This is a genomic window from Rhodococcus sp. OK519, from assembly GCF_003051005.1.
Classification (GTDB): domain Bacteria; phylum Actinomycetota; class Actinomycetes; order Mycobacteriales; family Mycobacteriaceae; genus Prescottella.
Window position 1 is genome coordinate 151,926 of sequence record NZ_QAOW01000003.1, and the last position, 15,832, is coordinate 167,757.

Here is a 15,832-nt window from a genome sequence, read left to right on the forward strand (position 1 = left end):
GGCTACGCGAGGACCGCACCCCGTGCGACGACGGCCCCCGCCCGACGACCCGAGTACACACAGTCGGCGATCGACAGGCCACTGACGTACGACTCCGAGCACACGCCGACCGCGGTCCGCCCGGCGGCATACAGGCCGGGGATCGAAACACCGTCCGCCCCGGTCACCGCGCCGGTGTCCTCGTCGACCGTCAGACCACCGAGCGTGAGTACCGGGCACGGGAACCCGGCCTGCACCCGGATCGAGCAGTCGATCGCATAGAACGGTCCGTCGACGAGGGGTGTGACGTGCGCCGGATCCTTGCCCATCGCGTCGGGCACCCCCGCACGACGGTCGGCGTTGTACCGGTCGAGGGTCTTCGCGAGGCCCGCCGGATCGATGCCGGTGCGCCGCGCCAGTTCCTCGGCCGTCGCCCCCTTCTTGTGTCCCACGCTGAACAGATACGTCGTCTGCAGACGCTGGAACCACAGCGTCTGTTCGGGAACCTGACGCTTCGCGTCGGCAAGGACGCGGGAATCGACGATCAGATACGCGGAGACATCGGTCTGTTCCGCGATGTGCTCACCGATCTTCGCGCCGTAGAACAGTTCGTTGCAGATGCGCTCGCCCTCCTTGTTGACGAGCACTCCCTCGGTCATCGCGATCGGCGGGTTGAAGAACCGCCACGCCGACACCCGTTCCATACGGTCGACGGCCCCGCCGGCGGACTGCCCCATCCGGATGCCGCTGCCGTCGTCGCCGATCGTGCCCAGCCCGGTCCCGCCGAGGTAGCGCGGCGCGTGCTCGCCGAGCATCTCGCGGTTGAAGACGAAGCCGCCGGCCGCGAGGATCACACCCTTGCGCGCCCGATACCGGCGCACCACCGAATGACCGTCCTCGATGCGGCGGATCGGCCCGTCCATGAGACGTCCGATCGGACGGTAGTAGAGGTTCCACTTTCGGTTCTGCGACCCCAGCACGCGATGCAGAACGCGGCGCACCGTGGCCCGCGGATCCACCTCGCGACACTCGACACCGATCACGGTCCCGGCGTCGTCGGTGATCAGGGACGTCACGGTCGTCTGGCAGCGGACGTCGATGCTGCGGCGCTTGCGGGCCGACTTCGCCATCGCGGAGAAGAACACCTTCCCCGACGTGCCCTTGCCCTTGGTCCGGTGACCACGCGGGGCGGGCGCCGCCGCATCCTTGTACGGCGGTGCCAGTTCGTTGCCCGAGTAGTACAGGTAGTACTCGTTGGTGGGGTACGACGTCTTCCGGGGAGCCATGCTGCCTTCGAACGGCACCCCCAACCGCTCGAGCCACTGCAGATTCTCGACGCTGCGCGCGCAGAAGTCCTCGAGCAGTTCGTCCGAGACCACGCCCGCCGTCTCGAGTTTCAGGTAGTCGAACATCGCCGACGGGGTGTCGTCGAAGCCGGCCTCCTTCTGCTGCGCGGTTCCGCCGCCCGCGTAATAGATGCCGCCGCTGATCGCGGTGGCGCCGCCGCCCTGGAAGCGCTCGACGACCAGCACGTCGGCCCCGAGGTCCGCCGCCTCGATGGCGGCACTGGCGCCTGCGGCACCGAAACCCACGACCACGACGTCCGCCTCGCCGTCCCACCGATCGGATCCACCGTACGACTGCATGTTTCGTCTCCTCGCTGGTTCGAGATCCACTGTCCGTTCACACCCACGCGTCGTGGATGTCCTGCCCAAGTTCGCTGCGTCCGAACAGCACCAGGGGCTGGTGCGGATCGTTGATCACATGTGCCCGCCCGGCATGGGCGTCCCGCCAGAAACGCTGGATCGGGGTGTCGGTCCGTAGCCCGCCTCCACCGGAGTGGTCGAAGAGCCGGTCGATCGCCCCGACCGCCATCCCCGTCGCACTCACCTGATCGCGGCGCGTCTTGACCCGCAACGACACCGGGATGCGCACGTCGGCGTGTGCGAAGTCCAACATCTCCGAGAAATTGCGTTCCAACTGCATCCAGGAGAGTTCGATGTCACGCGCGGACTGGGCGAGCGCGGCCTGCATGAACTGATCGTCGGACAACCGCAATGGGCTCACCGCGGCGGTGCGCCCGGTCTGGAACGTGGTGAACGCGGAGTACGTTCCGTCGGCCATGCCGATGATCGGCGCCGTGATCGTGGTCGAGAAGACCGCGGAGAACGGCAGCCGGTAGAGCGGCGCGGTGTTGATCGCCTGGCCGGGCCCGCTGCACCGGACGGTGGACGCGAAGCTCAACGTCCGATGGTCCGGGACGAAGACGTCGTCGATCACGATGTCGTTGCTGCCGGTGCCGCGCAGCCCGACGGTGTGCCAGACGTCGTCGATCCGATAGTCCCGGGCCGGGACCAGGAAGGTGCGAAAGTCGATGGGTTCGTCCGCATCGTCGACGACGAGACCGCCGACCAGCACCCAGTCGGCGTGCGCGGACCCGGACGAAAAGCTCCAACGACCCGAGAAGAAGAATCCACCATCGGACGGGATCGCCCGCCCCATCGGGGCGTACGCGGAGGACACGAGGGTGTCCCGGTTCTCGCCCCAGACGTCCTGCTGGGCGCGTGGATCGAAGAGCGCCAGCTGCCACGGATGCACCCCGACGACCGATGCGACCCACCCCGTGGATCCACAGGCACTGGCCAGCGAGCGCACCGCCGCGTAGTAGTCGCGGGGATCCGCCTCGAAGCCGCCGAAGGCGCGGGGCTGCAGCAGCCGGAAGAAGCCGATGTCGGTGAGCTGCCCGATCACGTCCGCGGAGATCTGCCGGTGCTCCTCGACCTGCCCGGCACGCTCGCGCAACACCGGCAACAGAGCCCTGATGTCATCGAAGACGTCGACGACCTGCCGGTCACCCATCAAACCCCAATCCGCGCCGAGGACACCCTCCACGGCCGCATCCGTACCGACCGAAGCTTCGGGCGATCACCTCCACCGGGGTGAGATTAGAACAGGGTCCATAATTTGTCGACGACTCGTGACAAATGTCGAGGCCAGAATCCCGGAATACCCGAATTTACAAACTGGAATCTGTTCCAGTTTGTTGCTCGATTCCGGTCACGCGTGGTCGGCGAGTACCAACCTGACCACGTCCTCGACATTTCGCACCGCCTGCGCATGGCTGATCCGGCCGGCAATCCAGAACGACAGCGCCGCGAGCATCGCCCCGTCGACGGCCAGGATCGCGACCCGAGACACCTCATCCGGGACACCGTCCATCAGCGCCAGGGTCGCGGCCTGATTGTTCTCGGCACGACGCTGCATCGACTGCCTGACGAAGGGGTCCGCGGACGTCGTGAGTTCCAGGTCGAGCCTCGCGAAGTTGGGGCCACGCTGGAATGCCCGCAACTGACGCCGGTACAGCGCCAGCACCCGCTCGCAGACACTGCGGTCGTCGGACTCGCCGGCAGCCTCCGCCCGACGGCGTTCGGTGTCGAGCTTGCAGGACAGCCGGTCGTTCCAGGCCACCATGGACGCCGCCATCAGGTGTTCCTTCGTGGGGAAGTACCGGTACAGCGTCCCCAGTGCCACGCCGGATCGCTCGGACACCTCACGCATCTGAATCCGGTCCGGTTCGGTCTCCTGCAGCAGCCCGATCACGGCCTCGGTCAGGGCCGCTCGTCGCCCACGCTGACGCGCGGTCATCGCCGCCGTCGACATCGGCGCGTCACAGTCTCCTCGCACCGCGCCACGATAACCGAGAGCTCGCAACGATTTGAAACATCATTCTCATTTCTCGTGAAACATGGATCTTCGAAATAGCTTTCGCACCCGCTACGTACCGACGAGTAGGGAGACACGGAGGCGGAAACAGCCGCCGACAGCTTGTTGCACGGCGCTGGGGTGGGTATAACGAATAGACCGGTATGCGATTGCTCCGGAGATTGGAGGACCCGTGACCGTCATCGACGACGAAGTCAGGATCACGGTCGCGGACGTCCCGCCGACGATGGCCGAGCGGATCACGTTGATCCTCGACCAGTTCGACGGCGCCGGCACCCGGCTCACCGCAGAGGATCTCGTCCAGCTGACCCGGATCCCCCGGTCCACGACTCACCGAATTCTCGATCAGTTGACGCAGCTGAACTGGCTCCGGCACAACCGACTCGGTTACCGCCTGGGATGGCGTGCGATCGCGCTCGGTCGAACCAACGAGCGCGACGAACTCCGTGCCGCCGCCGCACCGCACCTGCACCAGCTGCACCTGCACACTCGCATGATCGCCCACCTGGCGGTTCTCGACGGTCGCGATGTGGTGTGGCTGGACAAGATCGGCGGGCGCTGCGCGGACACGATCGCGACCCGCGTCGGAGGGCGCAGCCGGGCCGACCTCACCACCGAAGGCCGGGCGATGCTGTCGCTGCTCCCCCCGGAGCACGTCGACGTCCTCTACAGCGACATCCTGTCGCCGGAGTCGCTGAGGGAGCTGCACAGACGGATCAGCGTCATCCGCACCCGCTTCGGCCGCACGTGGGAGACCGATTCCCAGGGCGTATCGTCGATGAGCGCGGCGTTGCGCACCGGCGAAGCCGATCACGTTCAGCCCAGCTGCATCTCGCTGCGCGGTCGGGTGCATTCGAATCAACTGCAGCGAACGATGCCACTGCTGGCCGCGACGGTGCGGAAGGTTTCGGAGAGGGTCTCGGACCACTGACGGCGACGGTCCCGCACGGAAGGGCCTGAAAGCAGGAAGGGCCTGAAAAGCAGAAAAGCCCTGGCACCGAGAGGTGGCCAGGGCCGGGATCGAACCGGCGACCTTCCGCTTTTCAGGCGGACGCTCGTACCAACTGAGCTACCTGGCCGGAAGGCACCCGAAACGAATGCCGATCGCGCCGCATCCTTTCGGACACAGAAAAGCGACCCTGACGGGACTCGAACCCGCGACCTCCGCCGTGACAGGGCGGCGCGCTAACCAACTGCGCTACAGGGCCTTGCTGCACTCCTTGCGGAGCGTTTCCTTCTTTCACCGAAGTCCGAAGACTCCATGTGGTGGCCAGAGCCGGGATCGAACCGGCGACCTTCCGCTTTTCAGGCGGACGCTCGTACCAACTGAGCTACCTGGCCGGGCGGCACCCGAACCGAATGCCTATATCGCGCTTCACCGTTTCCGATGAAACAAGCGACCCTGACGGGACTCGAACCCGCGACCTCCGCCGTGACAGGGCGGCGCGCTAACCAACTGCGCTACAGGGCCTTGCTGTAGTGCTATTCAACTGTACTTCTCACCTTGCGGCGAGAAGCGTACCCCCTACGGGATTCGAACCCGCGCTACCGCCTTGAAAGGGCGGCGTCCTAGGCCGCTAGACGAAGGGGGCCTGCCGGATTTCTCCGACCAGTACCTCCAACGGCGTTCCGTTGGGAGCTTGGATAGCTTAGGTCACCGATTTCGCAATCCACAAATCGACTGGTCAAACCACACAAACGGCAGTTCGTCACGGCTCTGAGGTGACCGGAACCTCGGCCGGCCAGCCCTTGCTGCGCCAGTTCGCCAACCACGCGTCCGACGCCATGCCGGCGAGGACCACCTCGAGCGACTCCTCGAATCGAGCCCGCAGGTCGACCTCTTGCGCCGTCAGGTCGGACATGTAGCGCTGGCCGGCCAGGCTCGCCGCGAGGACCCGAGTGAACTTGTCGGTATCGACGCCCTCCCGCACGAGGCCCTCGCGCTGCGCCCGCTGGATCAGGTCACGGGCGGACGAACCCCATACCCGAGCACCGCCGTTCTGCACGTCCGTGTAGAACTCGGGCTCGATGATCAACCGGAACTCGGCCTGCACGATCGGATCGGTCAGGAACATCTGAGCCACCCGATCGATCAGTCCGTGCAGGATCTCGAACGGATCGAGGTCGGTACGGGACATCCACTGATCGGTGGTCTCCCTGAATTTCTCGAGCGCGGACACAAGAACCGCGCGCCCGAGTTCCTCCTTCGATTCGAAGTGGAAGTACATCGCTCCCTTGGTCGCGTGCGAACCCTCGAGGATCGCATTGACCGAAGCTGCCGCGTATCCGCGCTTCCCGAACTCGACTGCAGCCGCTTCCACGATCGCAGCACGGGTCCGTCGCGCACGTTCCTGTTGACGTGCCATGCGCCACTCGCCTCCGAAAGCCGTAACGCTCGCCGGTTACCCGACAAGCTGCCACCCGCCCGGAAACCAGACTAGTCCCCTTGTCGGTCGACCCGAAACTGTAAAGCCCTGATCAGGGCTTTTACGCCCTACGTCCGTAAACACACCAAGTGGTATGATTCCTTCCGGCTCGGGTGTGTTGCAGGGGGTACACGCCCGGGCCCTCAAACGTTCCGGACCCGGCGCTGCCGCCGGGCCCTACAGCCATCCACGCCGCCGGAAGCTCACCCACAGCCCGGATGCCAAACCCACCAGCAGGACGGCGCTGAGCCAGAAGCCCAGCGGTTCGGAGTAGCCGGGAAACGGGATGTTCTGCCCGAAGTAGCCGGTCACACCCGTGGGAATCGCGATGATCGCAGCCCAGGCGGTCAACTTCTTCATGATCTCGTTGAGCGAGTTGCCCTGCATCGCCAGGCTCGTCGCGAGGATCGACTCGATCGTGTCCCTCAGACCGTCGATCCGTTCCGTCGCCCGCAGCGCATGGTCGTAGACGTCCTGGTAGTACGGCACGATCTCGGCGGACGTCGAGTGCACGCCGGGACGCAGCAGCGCACTGAGCGCCTCGTTCATCGGCAACACCACACGCGACATCGCCACCACGTCCTTGCGTAGAGAGAAGCTCTGCAACTGGATCGCCCTGACCGGGCCGGCCCCCTCCAGCAACTCGTCCTCGAGCGCCTGGATCCGTTCGTCCGCGTCGTCGAGCGCCTCGAAATAACCGTCCACCAACTGATCGAGCAACCCATGGACGAGAAACCCGATGCCGTGAGCGCTGAGTTCGCCGATGTCGTCCCAGGCATCGAGCAGAGGGTCGAGCACAAAGCCGTCGTCGGACCGGATCGTGATCAGCGCCTCGGCGAGGATGAACGCCGCAACCCGCGTCGAACCCAGCGCGCCGGTGCCGGGATCGACCCGGATCGCACGTGCGTGCAACAAACTGTGATCGCGGTACCGCACCAGCCGGGGCCGCTGGCTGCCCGACGCAGCATTCTCGAGCGCCAGCGGATGCAACTCCACTTCACCGCCGACCAGCGGCGCGAGAGCGACAAGGTCAGCCGGCGTCGGCGCCAACAGGTCCACCCAGATGACGGTGTCGGGGTCGGCACGATGCGCGGCAACCTCGGCGAGTGACAAATCGGAAGCAACGAGCACTCCGTTGCGGTACACCCGACTGCGGTGCTTGCAGTTCACCTGCGCGTCCGGCGCCGCGCCCCCAGGATCCAGAATCTCTTGCTTCGGCGTCTCGTCCACGCCCACGATCATCGCCCACATCTCGACAAAGCGTGTCGCACACTCACTTCTCCTCGCGCCAAACGCTCTCCGGAATACCACTCACATGTTTGTTTCGAGATTCCACTCGTTCGATATCGGCCGAGTAAAATTTGGCACACATATCGAATAGAATTCTTTTACCGACCATCTGGTTCCGAGGCCGACAGCAGGTATCCGGTACCGGTCCGTGATGGGGTATGCCTGTCGAACAATTCCCACCCCGCTTCCAGCCCTGCAATTCAACGCTGACCCACGGAGCCAGATGACACACGGAGGCATCAGCAGTCGAGCGTGCCCCACACAAACGATCCGTGCGGACCTGCTCGAGCAGGTCCGCACGGATCGTTTCCCGCCACCAGGCGGATCGGCACACTGCGATCTGGTCACTCCAGAATCACGGCGTGCCGGAAGAGAGTCCCCCTACGCCTGCGTCCCGGTGCTGCCGAAGACGCTGCCGCTGCTATTGCTGCCGCTGTTCGCAGATCCGAAAGTCACATCGGAACTGAAGGCGTTCCCGTTGAACAAATTGAAGATCAGATCGAACATGCTGCCCATTCGAGCCTCCTGAAATAGGAATTCCATGAATGATGACAGCGTCACAGTAACAGGGGAACAGACCCCTCGTTGTGCTCTTTCATAACAGATTGATATATACACTCGAGTCACACGAATAAACTTGTTTAACAATATCCGCAAAATGGACGTATTGTTCATTGCGTATATGTACCCGAATCGCTCTGCTGCCACACTGCCCACCGCGGGAAATCCCCGAAATCGCTGGCCGCCCCTGAGCACTGGCGGTGCCCGGGGCGACGCACGGCGGCAGAAACGAGTCAGCGGCCCGCTCCGGATTCCAGAGCGAACCGCTGACCTACGGCGTCAGCCGCCGCGCACACGTGCCCCCAGTAGGGCTCGAACCTACGACCTGCGGATTAAAAGTCCGTAGCTCTACCAACTGAGCTATAGGGGCGTGCGGGCAGAGTCTAATGGGATCGACCGGCCGGAGGAAACTGCACCCGACCGCGAAACCTGTTCTCGCAGCCCAGGGGTACTCGGCCGTCGGCGCGCAGTGAGGGAGAGTGTGCCTCACCGGCGCCGACGACCGCCCTCCCCCGAGGGTTCGACGAAGGCCCCTCGAAAGGGAGAAGACTGTGAACGCCCCGCCTCCAGACAGACGGGGCGTTCAGCGGACTGTCGACAGCACCCGTAGCCGACGGCCGGCCCCCGCGCGAGGAGGCACCAACAGATCACCACACCGCGGGGTGCGCCGGAAGAGTTCGAGCCGACAACGGGTGCAACGGCCCACCGATCAGGGACCAAGGGCCCACTCGCGGGGAGGATTTCAACCGCGGAGACGCTGAAGCTCGGAGTCCAGACGGCCGTCGTAGGCGGCGGCGAGTTCACGCAGGGCAGCGGAACAGGGCCCCCGGTAGGCGGGCCCGTGCATGAGCCCCAGCACGTCGGGCTCCAGATCCGCGAGCGCCCGCAGCGTGGACCCCAGCGCCGGGGTGAGCGCCGTCGCGTGTCCGAGGTCTTCCGCGGCCAGCGCGGGCCCGACGATGTCGTGCTCGGTTTCCGACACCGGCCGGCCGAATGCGGTGAAGAAGTCGCCGCACAGCAGCGTCGACGTCGTCTCCTCGAACAGAAGTCCCGCGTCCCAGCCGTGCGGGACGTGTGGGGTCTCGATGCGGCGCACCCGACGGCCACCGATGTCGATGACTTCGCCGTCCTCGAGTGGACGCGGACGCCGGTCGGCGAGATACCCGATCTGGACGAAGCAGCCCATCGCCCCGTGCGCCACCTGCGATTTCGGTGCGGCCTCGAGCCACCGATTCATCGATCCGCTCTCGTCGGCCTCCACGTGGCCGAACGTGATCCAGCGCAGCGTGTCCAGCGGCAGGAGCGTCGAGGCCGCATCCGAGACGGACGGGAAGAGCATCGGCATCCCGGTGTGGAACAGCAGCGGCTCCTCACCGCGGATCAGGAACTGGTTCATGGGAAGGTTCGCCTCGTCGACGAACGTCGACAAGCGGAAGATGTCCGCTGCTATCTCGGTGACTTCGGTGTCCATGTCCGGCCTCCTACTCACATCTCGGGCGCAGGCGACTCCCCCGACGACTGCGGCTCACGCTGATGCAGATCCCCGCGCAGCTTCGCGACCTCGGCTCCGCGCTTGCGATACCGGACGTGGAGGAACACGGCGGCCGCGAACAGCAGCGTGCCGATGATGGCTCCCCACAGCGACGCCCCACGGAACCCGGGAGCATCGACGTCGAGCGTCCGCTCCCCCGCGTGCGCTGCACTGCTGTTGCCGAGGACGACGGTGAGGGTCAGCAGGTTCGGAATGGCAACGACGACGCCGAGCACCAGGAGCGAGATCACCCAGATCCGTGCGTGCGCGCGATGACGTGACCGCCACGCAAAGTAGAACAGCAGCAGGGGAACCCCCGTGCACACCACCCCGTACAGCAATCCCCACGTGATGCCGCGGGAGAAGCTGCCCGACGACAGTGATCCCACGCTCTGCGCCCACCAACGGGGCAGGAACGCGGCGAGGATGAAGTACGCGACGACGAGCGCAACCGCGATCACGCCGGCCCAGATGGCTTTCCTCGCCCAGGGCGGCAGGCCCGACTTCGCGGGCACTGTCGTGGAAGCGTCGGTCACGATCGTCCTCCTGTCGTCGGGGCATCGTCCTCCGCGAGAACGACGCGCGCCAGGGTCTTCGGTGCGATCAGCGTGTACGACGTGCGCGCCCACTCTCGGAGCTGATTCCACCAGTCGTCGTGGCCTGCGCGCGGCACGGTGAGGGAGACCCAGCCGTGTCGACCGAGCCCGTACCCGGCAGGCGCCGCCCCCGGTTCGGTGGCGACCACCGCGGCAGCTTCGTCCTTGGGGAGTTTGAGCGACAGGCTCGACGCGTCGAGATCGCTGAACACGAAGTTCTTGCCGCGCACCCGAAAGGTGGGGTGTCCGCCCCACTCCTCGATGTCGACGCGGTGAGCCTCCGGCAGTTCGCCGACAATCTGCTGCAGCCGACTCATGTTCGCGACCATGGCGCGATTCTGTGCCCCTCCGCCCCGTGCCGCAAGGTTTTCGAGGAGACGATGCCGCCACGGAATGTTTCAATCGCCAGGTGACTCAGGTCGTTGCCGCCACGAACAGTCGGACCCGCGGGATCACCGCCACCATCGAGGGATTCTTCGCGTTCATGTGGTTCGGGTGGGGATCCGCCGACGCACCGGGAACGCTGCAGGCGGTGCTCGTGGCCGGTCAGGTGGTCGCCGGGCTGGTGGTGATCGCGGGCATCGCGACCGCCATCCGGGGCACTGGAGAGCGCACTGCGCTGGCCGACCCGCGCGTGCGCCGCAGGTACAACATCGTGGTGGGAGCCGAGTTCGGCATTCTGTTCGCCGGCGCGGCAGTGCTGGGAGCGGCCGGACTCGGCGCGTGGACACCGGTGTGGATCTGCGCCGGCGTCGGCCTTCACTTCCTACCGCTGGCCCGACTGTTCGACGACCTGTGGCTCGTCCCACTCGGCGTCGCAGTGACGGCAGTCGCGGTCGTGGCGCTCGTTGTGGGTCTGGCGACCGACGTCGCGCCGAGTACCGTCGCCGGGCCGGGCGCCGGACTCCTCCTCGTCGTCGCTGCGATCTCGGTCCTCGCCGGGGCTCGGGGCCGTGAGCGTGAGACGATCCCGCCGCCGCGTCTGCCGGAACATCGCTGACGCTGCCGGCACGGCGACGGCGAGCAGCGCCCCGACGAACCCGACGGTCGCCGGCCACCCGCCGTGGGCGTACGCGATGCCCGCTCCGGCCCCCGCGACGCTCGAACACAGGTAGTACGCGAACAGATACATCGACGACGCCTCGGCCCGATGCTCGACGGCGAGAAGGCCCACCCATCCGCTGGCCACCGAATGCGCGGCGAAGAACCCGCCGGTGAACAGCAGCATCCCGGCCAGGACGAGCGGCAGCAGAGTCGACAGCGTGATCGCCAGGCCAAGCGCCATGACGAGCACGGCGCCGAGCAGGACCGCACCGCGGCCGACGCGATCCGCGGCCGCCCCCGCCACCGCCGATGTGTACGTCCCCGCGAGGTACATCAGGAACACCAGGCCGACGAGCGCCTCGGGGAGTGAGAACGGCGCGTCGAGCAGTCGGAAGCCGAGGAAGTTGTACGCCGAGACGAATCCGCCCATCAGCATGAAGCCGAGCGCGAACAGCATGGCGAGTGCCGGATTGCGAAGGTGCCCGGCCAGATTCGACAGCACGATGCGCGGGCTCACCCGCTGCGGGCGGAAGTTGCGCGACTGCGGGAGCTTGCGGGTCATCACGACGGCGAGTACGAGCGCCAGCACGGACGCCGCTTCCATCGCCCAGCGCCACGACGCGACGTCGAGCACCGTGGAGGGCACGAGACGTCCGATCAGGCCGCCGATCGTGGTGCCCGCGACGTATCGGCCCATCGCCGATCCCAGGTCCCGGGTGTGGATCTCCTCGGCCAGGTAGGCCATCGCGACCGCGGGGATTCCGGCCAGCGCGATACCCTGCACGGCCCGTCCGATCAGCAGCACCCAGATGTTCGGGCTCAACGGCAGCAGCACACCGAGCACGCTCGAGACCGCCGCGGACGTCACCATCACCCGCGTGCGCCCGAACCGTTCGGAGAGCACGCTCGCGGGGATGATCGCCAGCGCCACCATCCCCGTCGTCACCGAGACCGCGAGCGCGGAGATCGCCGGCGCAACGTCGAACGCGTCGGTCAGCGCGGGCAGCAGGGCCTGTGCCGCGTACATCGAGACGAACGTCGTGAGCCCGGCCGCGAACAGCGCGACCGTGATGGCGCGGTACTCGCGCGTGCCCCGAGTCGGTCGGACGTCGGACCCGTTCGCCGACGTCGACGCCGCCTCGTCCACGAGCGTGTGTTTCATGCGATCTCCTCCGTGAACCATCGTCGCGAGATCGCAGACATAAAGGAAATGCATTTCTCAACAGCTGTTGATGCAGCCTGTGCATAAGCTGGTGCTGTGGAACTGATCGAGGGCCTGCGATGGTTCATCGCACTCGCCGAGACGGAGCAGGTGACGGCCGCATCGGACATGCTCCGGATATCGCAGCCGACACTGTCGCGCCGGCTGGCCCGGCTCGAACGGGACATCGGCGCGGAACTGTTCGACCGACACGGCCGCCGCCTCGAGCTCAACGAGCGCGGGCGACTGCTGCTCGATCATGCCCGGCGAGCGGCCACCGAACTCGCGGCCGCCCAGCGCGAGATCGAGGCGTTCGACAGCCCGGACCGGGGCACCGTGCGCCTGAGCTTTCTGCACTCGTTCGGCACGTGGTTGGTTCCGGATGTCCTGCGCGCCTACCGCGAGCGGCACCCCCGCGTGTCGTTCACGCTGTACCAGGACGCCGCGCAGGCCCTGACGGACCGAGTCGTCGAGGGCCGCGACGACTTGGCGTTCGTGTCGCCACGACCCCGGAGTTCCCTGGTTCATTGGACGCCGGTGACGTATCAGCGACTGGCCCTTGCCGTGCCGTCGGGACATCCGCTGAGCGCCCACATCGACCTCGATCTGGGCGCCGCGGCGGGCGAACAGTTCATCGGGATGCACGAGGACTACGGAATGCGTCGGATCTTCGACGAGCTGTGCGCCGAGGCCGGCATCGTGCCCGACGTGGTGTTCGAGTCGAGTGAACTCGCGACGATCGGCGGCCTGGTGTCCGCGTCGCTCGGCGTCGCGGTGATGCCGTGGCAGGAACCGCGCGCGTGGCCCGAGGGTGTCACGCTCGTCCCCCTGCGCGGCGCCGGACGGGAGATCGGCGTGATCCGCGCAGTGGGCCGCCCACTGCCGCCCGCCGCGGATCGATTCCTCCGATTCACAGCGAACTCACGGTGTCTGGAACCGAAAACGGATCCCCTGCAAGTCACCGACGTGTAACGTTCGCCACACGAAATGCGGTGCATTTCATGACGGGCAGGCGACCTGCGCGGAATCCGGCGTGGGGGCGCCCTGAGACACCGACCGATTTGTTTCGATCCCCCCGTGGGCCGTAAACCTACGGTACCGTAGGTTCGCAGCGGGATCCCTGAAATACAGCGCCACAGGCTTTCAGCGTCAACAACTTTCACGGAGGCAAAACCGATGTCGAGAGACCTCACTCAGCTCGAGCTGCTCCAGGAGCTGCTGCCGGTCGCCGAAGAGAACGTCAATCGACATCTCTCCATGGCCAAGGATTGGCATCCGCACGATTACGTCCCGTGGGACGAGGGCCGTAACTTCGCCGCGATGGGCGGCGAGGACTGGGATCCCGAGCAGTCCCGACTGGGCGAGGTCGCGAAGGCCGCGATGATCACCAACCTGCTGACCGAGGACAACCTGCCCTCCTACCACCGGGAGATCGCGGAGAACTTCTCGCGCGACGGCGCGTGGGGCACCTGGGTCGGGCGCTGGACCGCCGAGGAGAACCGCCACGGCATCGTGATGCGCGACTACCTCGTGGTCACCCGCGGCGTCGATCCCGTGGAACTCGAGAACGCCCGCATGATCCACATGACCAACGGCTACAGCTCGCCGGCCGGCGACAGCGTCGGACTGCTCCACTCCGTCTCGTACGTGACGTTCCAGGAACTGGCGACCCGCGTCTCGCACCGCAACACCGGCAAGGCGTGCCAGGACCCGGTCGCCGACAAGATGCTCCAGCGCATCGCGGCCGACGAGAACCTGCACATGATCTTCTACCGGAACATCTGCGGCGCCGCGATGGACATCGCTCCGGACCAGACGCTCAAGGCCGTGACCGACATCATCATGAACTTCGAGATGCCCGGCGCCGGAATGCCGAACTTCCGCCGCAACGGTGTCCTGATGGCCAAGCACGGCATCTACGACCTGCGTCAGCACCTGGAGGAGGTCGTGATGCCGGTGCTGCGGAAGTGGAACATCTTCGACCGCACCGACTTCACCGCCCGCGGCGAGGACACCCGCGAGGAGCTCGCCACCTTCCTCGAGAAGCTCGAACTGCAGGCCACCAAGTTCGAGGAGATGCGTGACCGCTCGCTCGCACGCGACGCCGCTCGCGCCGAGAAGGCCTCCTGACAGGTCGCCACCTGCCTCGTTGCAGCTATCCTGTGCCCGGTACCGGATTCGGTACCGGGCACAGTCTTTTCTCACGTAATAGTTATCCCGAGGTCTTCATGTCACCCCTTCGCATCGGTTCGCTCGAGCTGGGCAGCCCCGTCGTTCTCGCGCCCATGGCGGGCATCACGAACGTCGCGTTCCGCACCCTGTGCCGCGAACTGGAACTCGAGCGCGCCGGCAGCACGTCGGGCCTGTACGTGTGCGAAATGGTGACGGCTCGCGCCCTCGTCGAGCGTCACCCGGTGACGATGCACATGACCACGTTCGGCCCCACCGAGACGCCGCGGTCGCTGCAGCTGTACACGGTGGATCCCGAGATCACGTACGCCGCGGCGAAGATGATCGTCGACGAGAACCTCGCCGACCACATCGACATGAACTTCGGCTGCCCGGTCCCCAAGGTCACCCGCAAGGGCGGCGGGTCGGCACTGCCCTACAAGCGCCGCCTGTTCGGGCAGATTGTCGCGGCAGCGGTGAAGGCGACCGAGGGCACCGACATCCCGGTGACGGTGAAGATGCGGATCGGCATCGACGCCGAGCACCACACCCACCTCGACGCGGGCCGCATCGCCGCCGCGGAAGGCGCCGCTGCCGTGGCGCTGCACGGCCGCACCGCCTCGCAGCGCTACTCGGGCACCGCCGACTGGTCGGAGATCGCCCGTCTCAAGGAGCACGTCACCGACATCCCGGTGCTCGGCAACGGCGACATCTTCGCCGCCGAGGACGCCGCGAAGATGATGGCCGAGACCGGCTGCGACGGCGTCGTCGTCGGACGCGGCTGCCTGGGCCGGCCGTGGCTGTTCGCCGAGCTCAGCGCCGCCCTCAACGGCAACGAAATTCCCGTCCCGCCGACGCTCGGCGAGGTGACCGCGATCATGTTGCGGCACGGACGCCTGCTCGCCGACCACCACGGCGAGGACCGCGGCATGCGCGAGATGCGCAAGCACATCGCGTGGTACATGCGCGGCTTCCCTGCCGGCTCCGAACTGCGCAACGGGATGGCCCGGGTGTCGTCGCTCGCCGAACTCGAGGGCTTCCTCTCCCAGCTCGACCCGACGGTGCCGTTCCCCAAGGACGCCGAGGGCCCGCGCGGGCGTCAGGGTTCGCCCGGCACCGTCGCGCTGCCCGACGGCTGGCTCGACGACCCCGAGGACACACTCGTCCCGGCCGGCGCCGACATCATGCATTCCGGCGGATAGCCCCGGCCTCTCACACCCGCGCCTAGACTCCGAAGAAGCCTGCAGTTCCTCGAGGATTCTTCCGGAGGTAGACGTCGTGGCCGCTTCACCAGCAGATTCGGACCCCTGGC

14 protein-coding genes and 6 tRNA genes are annotated in these 15,832 nt (G+C 66.5%); 4 read left to right on the forward strand and 16 right to left on the reverse strand.

The window, feature by feature from the left end; translation table 11 throughout:
- Nucleotides 1-2: 2 nt before the first annotated feature.
- The 3 genes from C8K36_RS10750 to C8K36_RS10760 form a co-directional block, all read right to left on the reverse strand.
- Nucleotides 3-1,625, reverse strand: coding sequence for an FAD-binding protein (locus tag C8K36_RS10750; protein ID WP_107984480.1), 1,623 nt, complete (start codon nucleotides 1,623-1,625; stop codon nucleotides 3-5).
- Nucleotides 1,626-1,662: 37 nt separating this feature from the next.
- Nucleotides 1,663-2,838 (reverse strand): 3-hydroxy-9,10-secoandrosta-1,3,5(10)-triene-9,17-dione monooxygenase oxygenase subunit, encoded by a 1,176-nt coding sequence (gene hsaA / locus C8K36_RS10755; protein WP_107984791.1) that lies wholly within the window; start codon nucleotides 2,836-2,838, stop codon nucleotides 1,663-1,665.
- A 198-nt stretch (nucleotides 2,839-3,036) separates the two neighbouring features.
- Complete coding sequence (locus tag C8K36_RS10760; RefSeq protein ID WP_107984481.1) at nucleotides 3,037-3,639, reverse strand: TetR family transcriptional regulator; 603 nt, start codon at nucleotides 3,637-3,639, stop codon at nucleotides 3,037-3,039.
- A gap of 235 nt (nucleotides 3,640-3,874) precedes the next feature.
- On the opposite strand from C8K36_RS10760, the gene C8K36_RS10765 reads away from it, so the two are divergent.
- Nucleotides 3,875-4,633 (forward strand): IclR family transcriptional regulator, encoded by a 759-nt coding sequence (locus tag C8K36_RS10765; protein WP_107984482.1) that lies wholly within the window; start codon nucleotides 3,875-3,877, stop codon nucleotides 4,631-4,633.
- Between the two features lie 74 nt (nucleotides 4,634-4,707).
- On the opposite strand, the gene C8K36_RS10770 is transcribed toward C8K36_RS10765, so the two are convergent.
- The 13 genes from C8K36_RS10770 to C8K36_RS10830 form a co-directional block, all read right to left on the reverse strand.
- Nucleotides 4,708-4,781 (reverse strand) — tRNA-Phe (locus C8K36_RS10770).
- A gap of 55 nt (nucleotides 4,782-4,836) precedes the next feature.
- Nucleotides 4,837-4,910: transfer RNA gene (locus tag C8K36_RS10775), tRNA-Asp, on the reverse strand.
- Between the two features lie 56 nt (nucleotides 4,911-4,966).
- Nucleotides 4,967-5,043 (reverse strand) — tRNA-Phe (locus tag C8K36_RS10780).
- 56 nt (nucleotides 5,044-5,099) lie between these two features.
- Nucleotides 5,100-5,173 (reverse strand) — tRNA-Asp (locus tag C8K36_RS10785).
- Nucleotides 5,174-5,221: 48 nt separating this feature from the next.
- Nucleotides 5,222-5,294: transfer RNA gene (locus C8K36_RS10790), tRNA-Glu, on the reverse strand.
- A gap of 117 nt (nucleotides 5,295-5,411) precedes the next feature.
- A complete protein-coding gene (locus C8K36_RS10795) occupies nucleotides 5,412-6,068 on the reverse strand; it encodes a TetR/AcrR family transcriptional regulator (protein WP_107984483.1) in 657 nt (218 codons plus the stop codon).
- Nucleotides 6,069-6,305: 237 nt separating this feature from the next.
- Complete coding sequence (locus C8K36_RS10800) at nucleotides 6,306-7,358, reverse strand: magnesium transporter CorA family protein (protein ID WP_258195373.1); 1,053 nt, start codon at nucleotides 7,356-7,358, stop codon at nucleotides 6,306-6,308.
- A gap of 441 nt (nucleotides 7,359-7,799) precedes the next feature.
- Nucleotides 7,800-7,934, reverse strand: a complete 135-nt coding sequence (locus C8K36_RS25165; protein WP_258195374.1) for a hypothetical protein — start codon at nucleotides 7,932-7,934, stop codon at nucleotides 7,800-7,802.
- A 342-nt stretch (nucleotides 7,935-8,276) separates the two neighbouring features.
- A tRNA-Lys gene (locus C8K36_RS10805) sits at nucleotides 8,277-8,349 on the reverse strand.
- A gap of 372 nt (nucleotides 8,350-8,721) precedes the next feature.
- Nucleotides 8,722-9,450: an MBL fold metallo-hydrolase gene (locus C8K36_RS10810; RefSeq protein WP_107984484.1), complete on the reverse strand. Its 729-nt coding sequence runs from the start codon at nucleotides 9,448-9,450 to the stop codon at nucleotides 8,722-8,724.
- Between the two features lie 14 nt (nucleotides 9,451-9,464).
- Complete coding sequence (locus tag C8K36_RS10815; RefSeq protein ID WP_420910876.1) at nucleotides 9,465-10,049, reverse strand: hypothetical protein; 585 nt, start codon at nucleotides 10,047-10,049, stop codon at nucleotides 9,465-9,467.
- Nucleotides 10,043-10,435: an MmcQ/YjbR family DNA-binding protein gene (locus C8K36_RS10820; protein ID WP_107984486.1), complete on the reverse strand. Its 393-nt coding sequence runs from the start codon at nucleotides 10,433-10,435 to the stop codon at nucleotides 10,043-10,045. The genes C8K36_RS10815 and C8K36_RS10820 overlap by 7 nt, the downstream gene beginning before the upstream one ends.
- Before the next feature lie 437 nt (nucleotides 10,436-10,872).
- On the reverse strand, nucleotides 10,873-12,312 hold the full coding sequence (locus C8K36_RS10830) for an MFS transporter (RefSeq protein ID WP_258195375.1): 1,440 nt from the start codon (nucleotides 12,310-12,312) through the stop codon (nucleotides 10,873-10,875).
- A 96-nt stretch (nucleotides 12,313-12,408) separates the two neighbouring features.
- Between C8K36_RS10830 and C8K36_RS10835 the strand changes: the two genes are divergently transcribed.
- The 3 genes from C8K36_RS10835 to dusB all read left to right on the forward strand — a co-directional run bounded on the left by C8K36_RS10835 (nucleotide 12,409) and on the right by dusB (nucleotide 15,722).
- Complete coding sequence (locus C8K36_RS10835) at nucleotides 12,409-13,323, forward strand: LysR family transcriptional regulator (protein WP_107984487.1); 915 nt, start codon at nucleotides 12,409-12,411, stop codon at nucleotides 13,321-13,323.
- 204 nt (nucleotides 13,324-13,527) lie between these two features.
- Nucleotides 13,528-14,481: an acyl-ACP desaturase gene (locus tag C8K36_RS10840; RefSeq protein ID WP_107984488.1), complete on the forward strand. Its 954-nt coding sequence runs from the start codon at nucleotides 13,528-13,530 to the stop codon at nucleotides 14,479-14,481.
- A 98-nt stretch (nucleotides 14,482-14,579) separates the two neighbouring features.
- Complete coding sequence (dusB, locus tag C8K36_RS10845; RefSeq protein WP_107984489.1) at nucleotides 14,580-15,722, forward strand: tRNA dihydrouridine synthase DusB; 1,143 nt, start codon at nucleotides 14,580-14,582, stop codon at nucleotides 15,720-15,722.
- The last annotated feature ends 110 nt before the right edge of the window (nucleotides 15,723-15,832 follow it).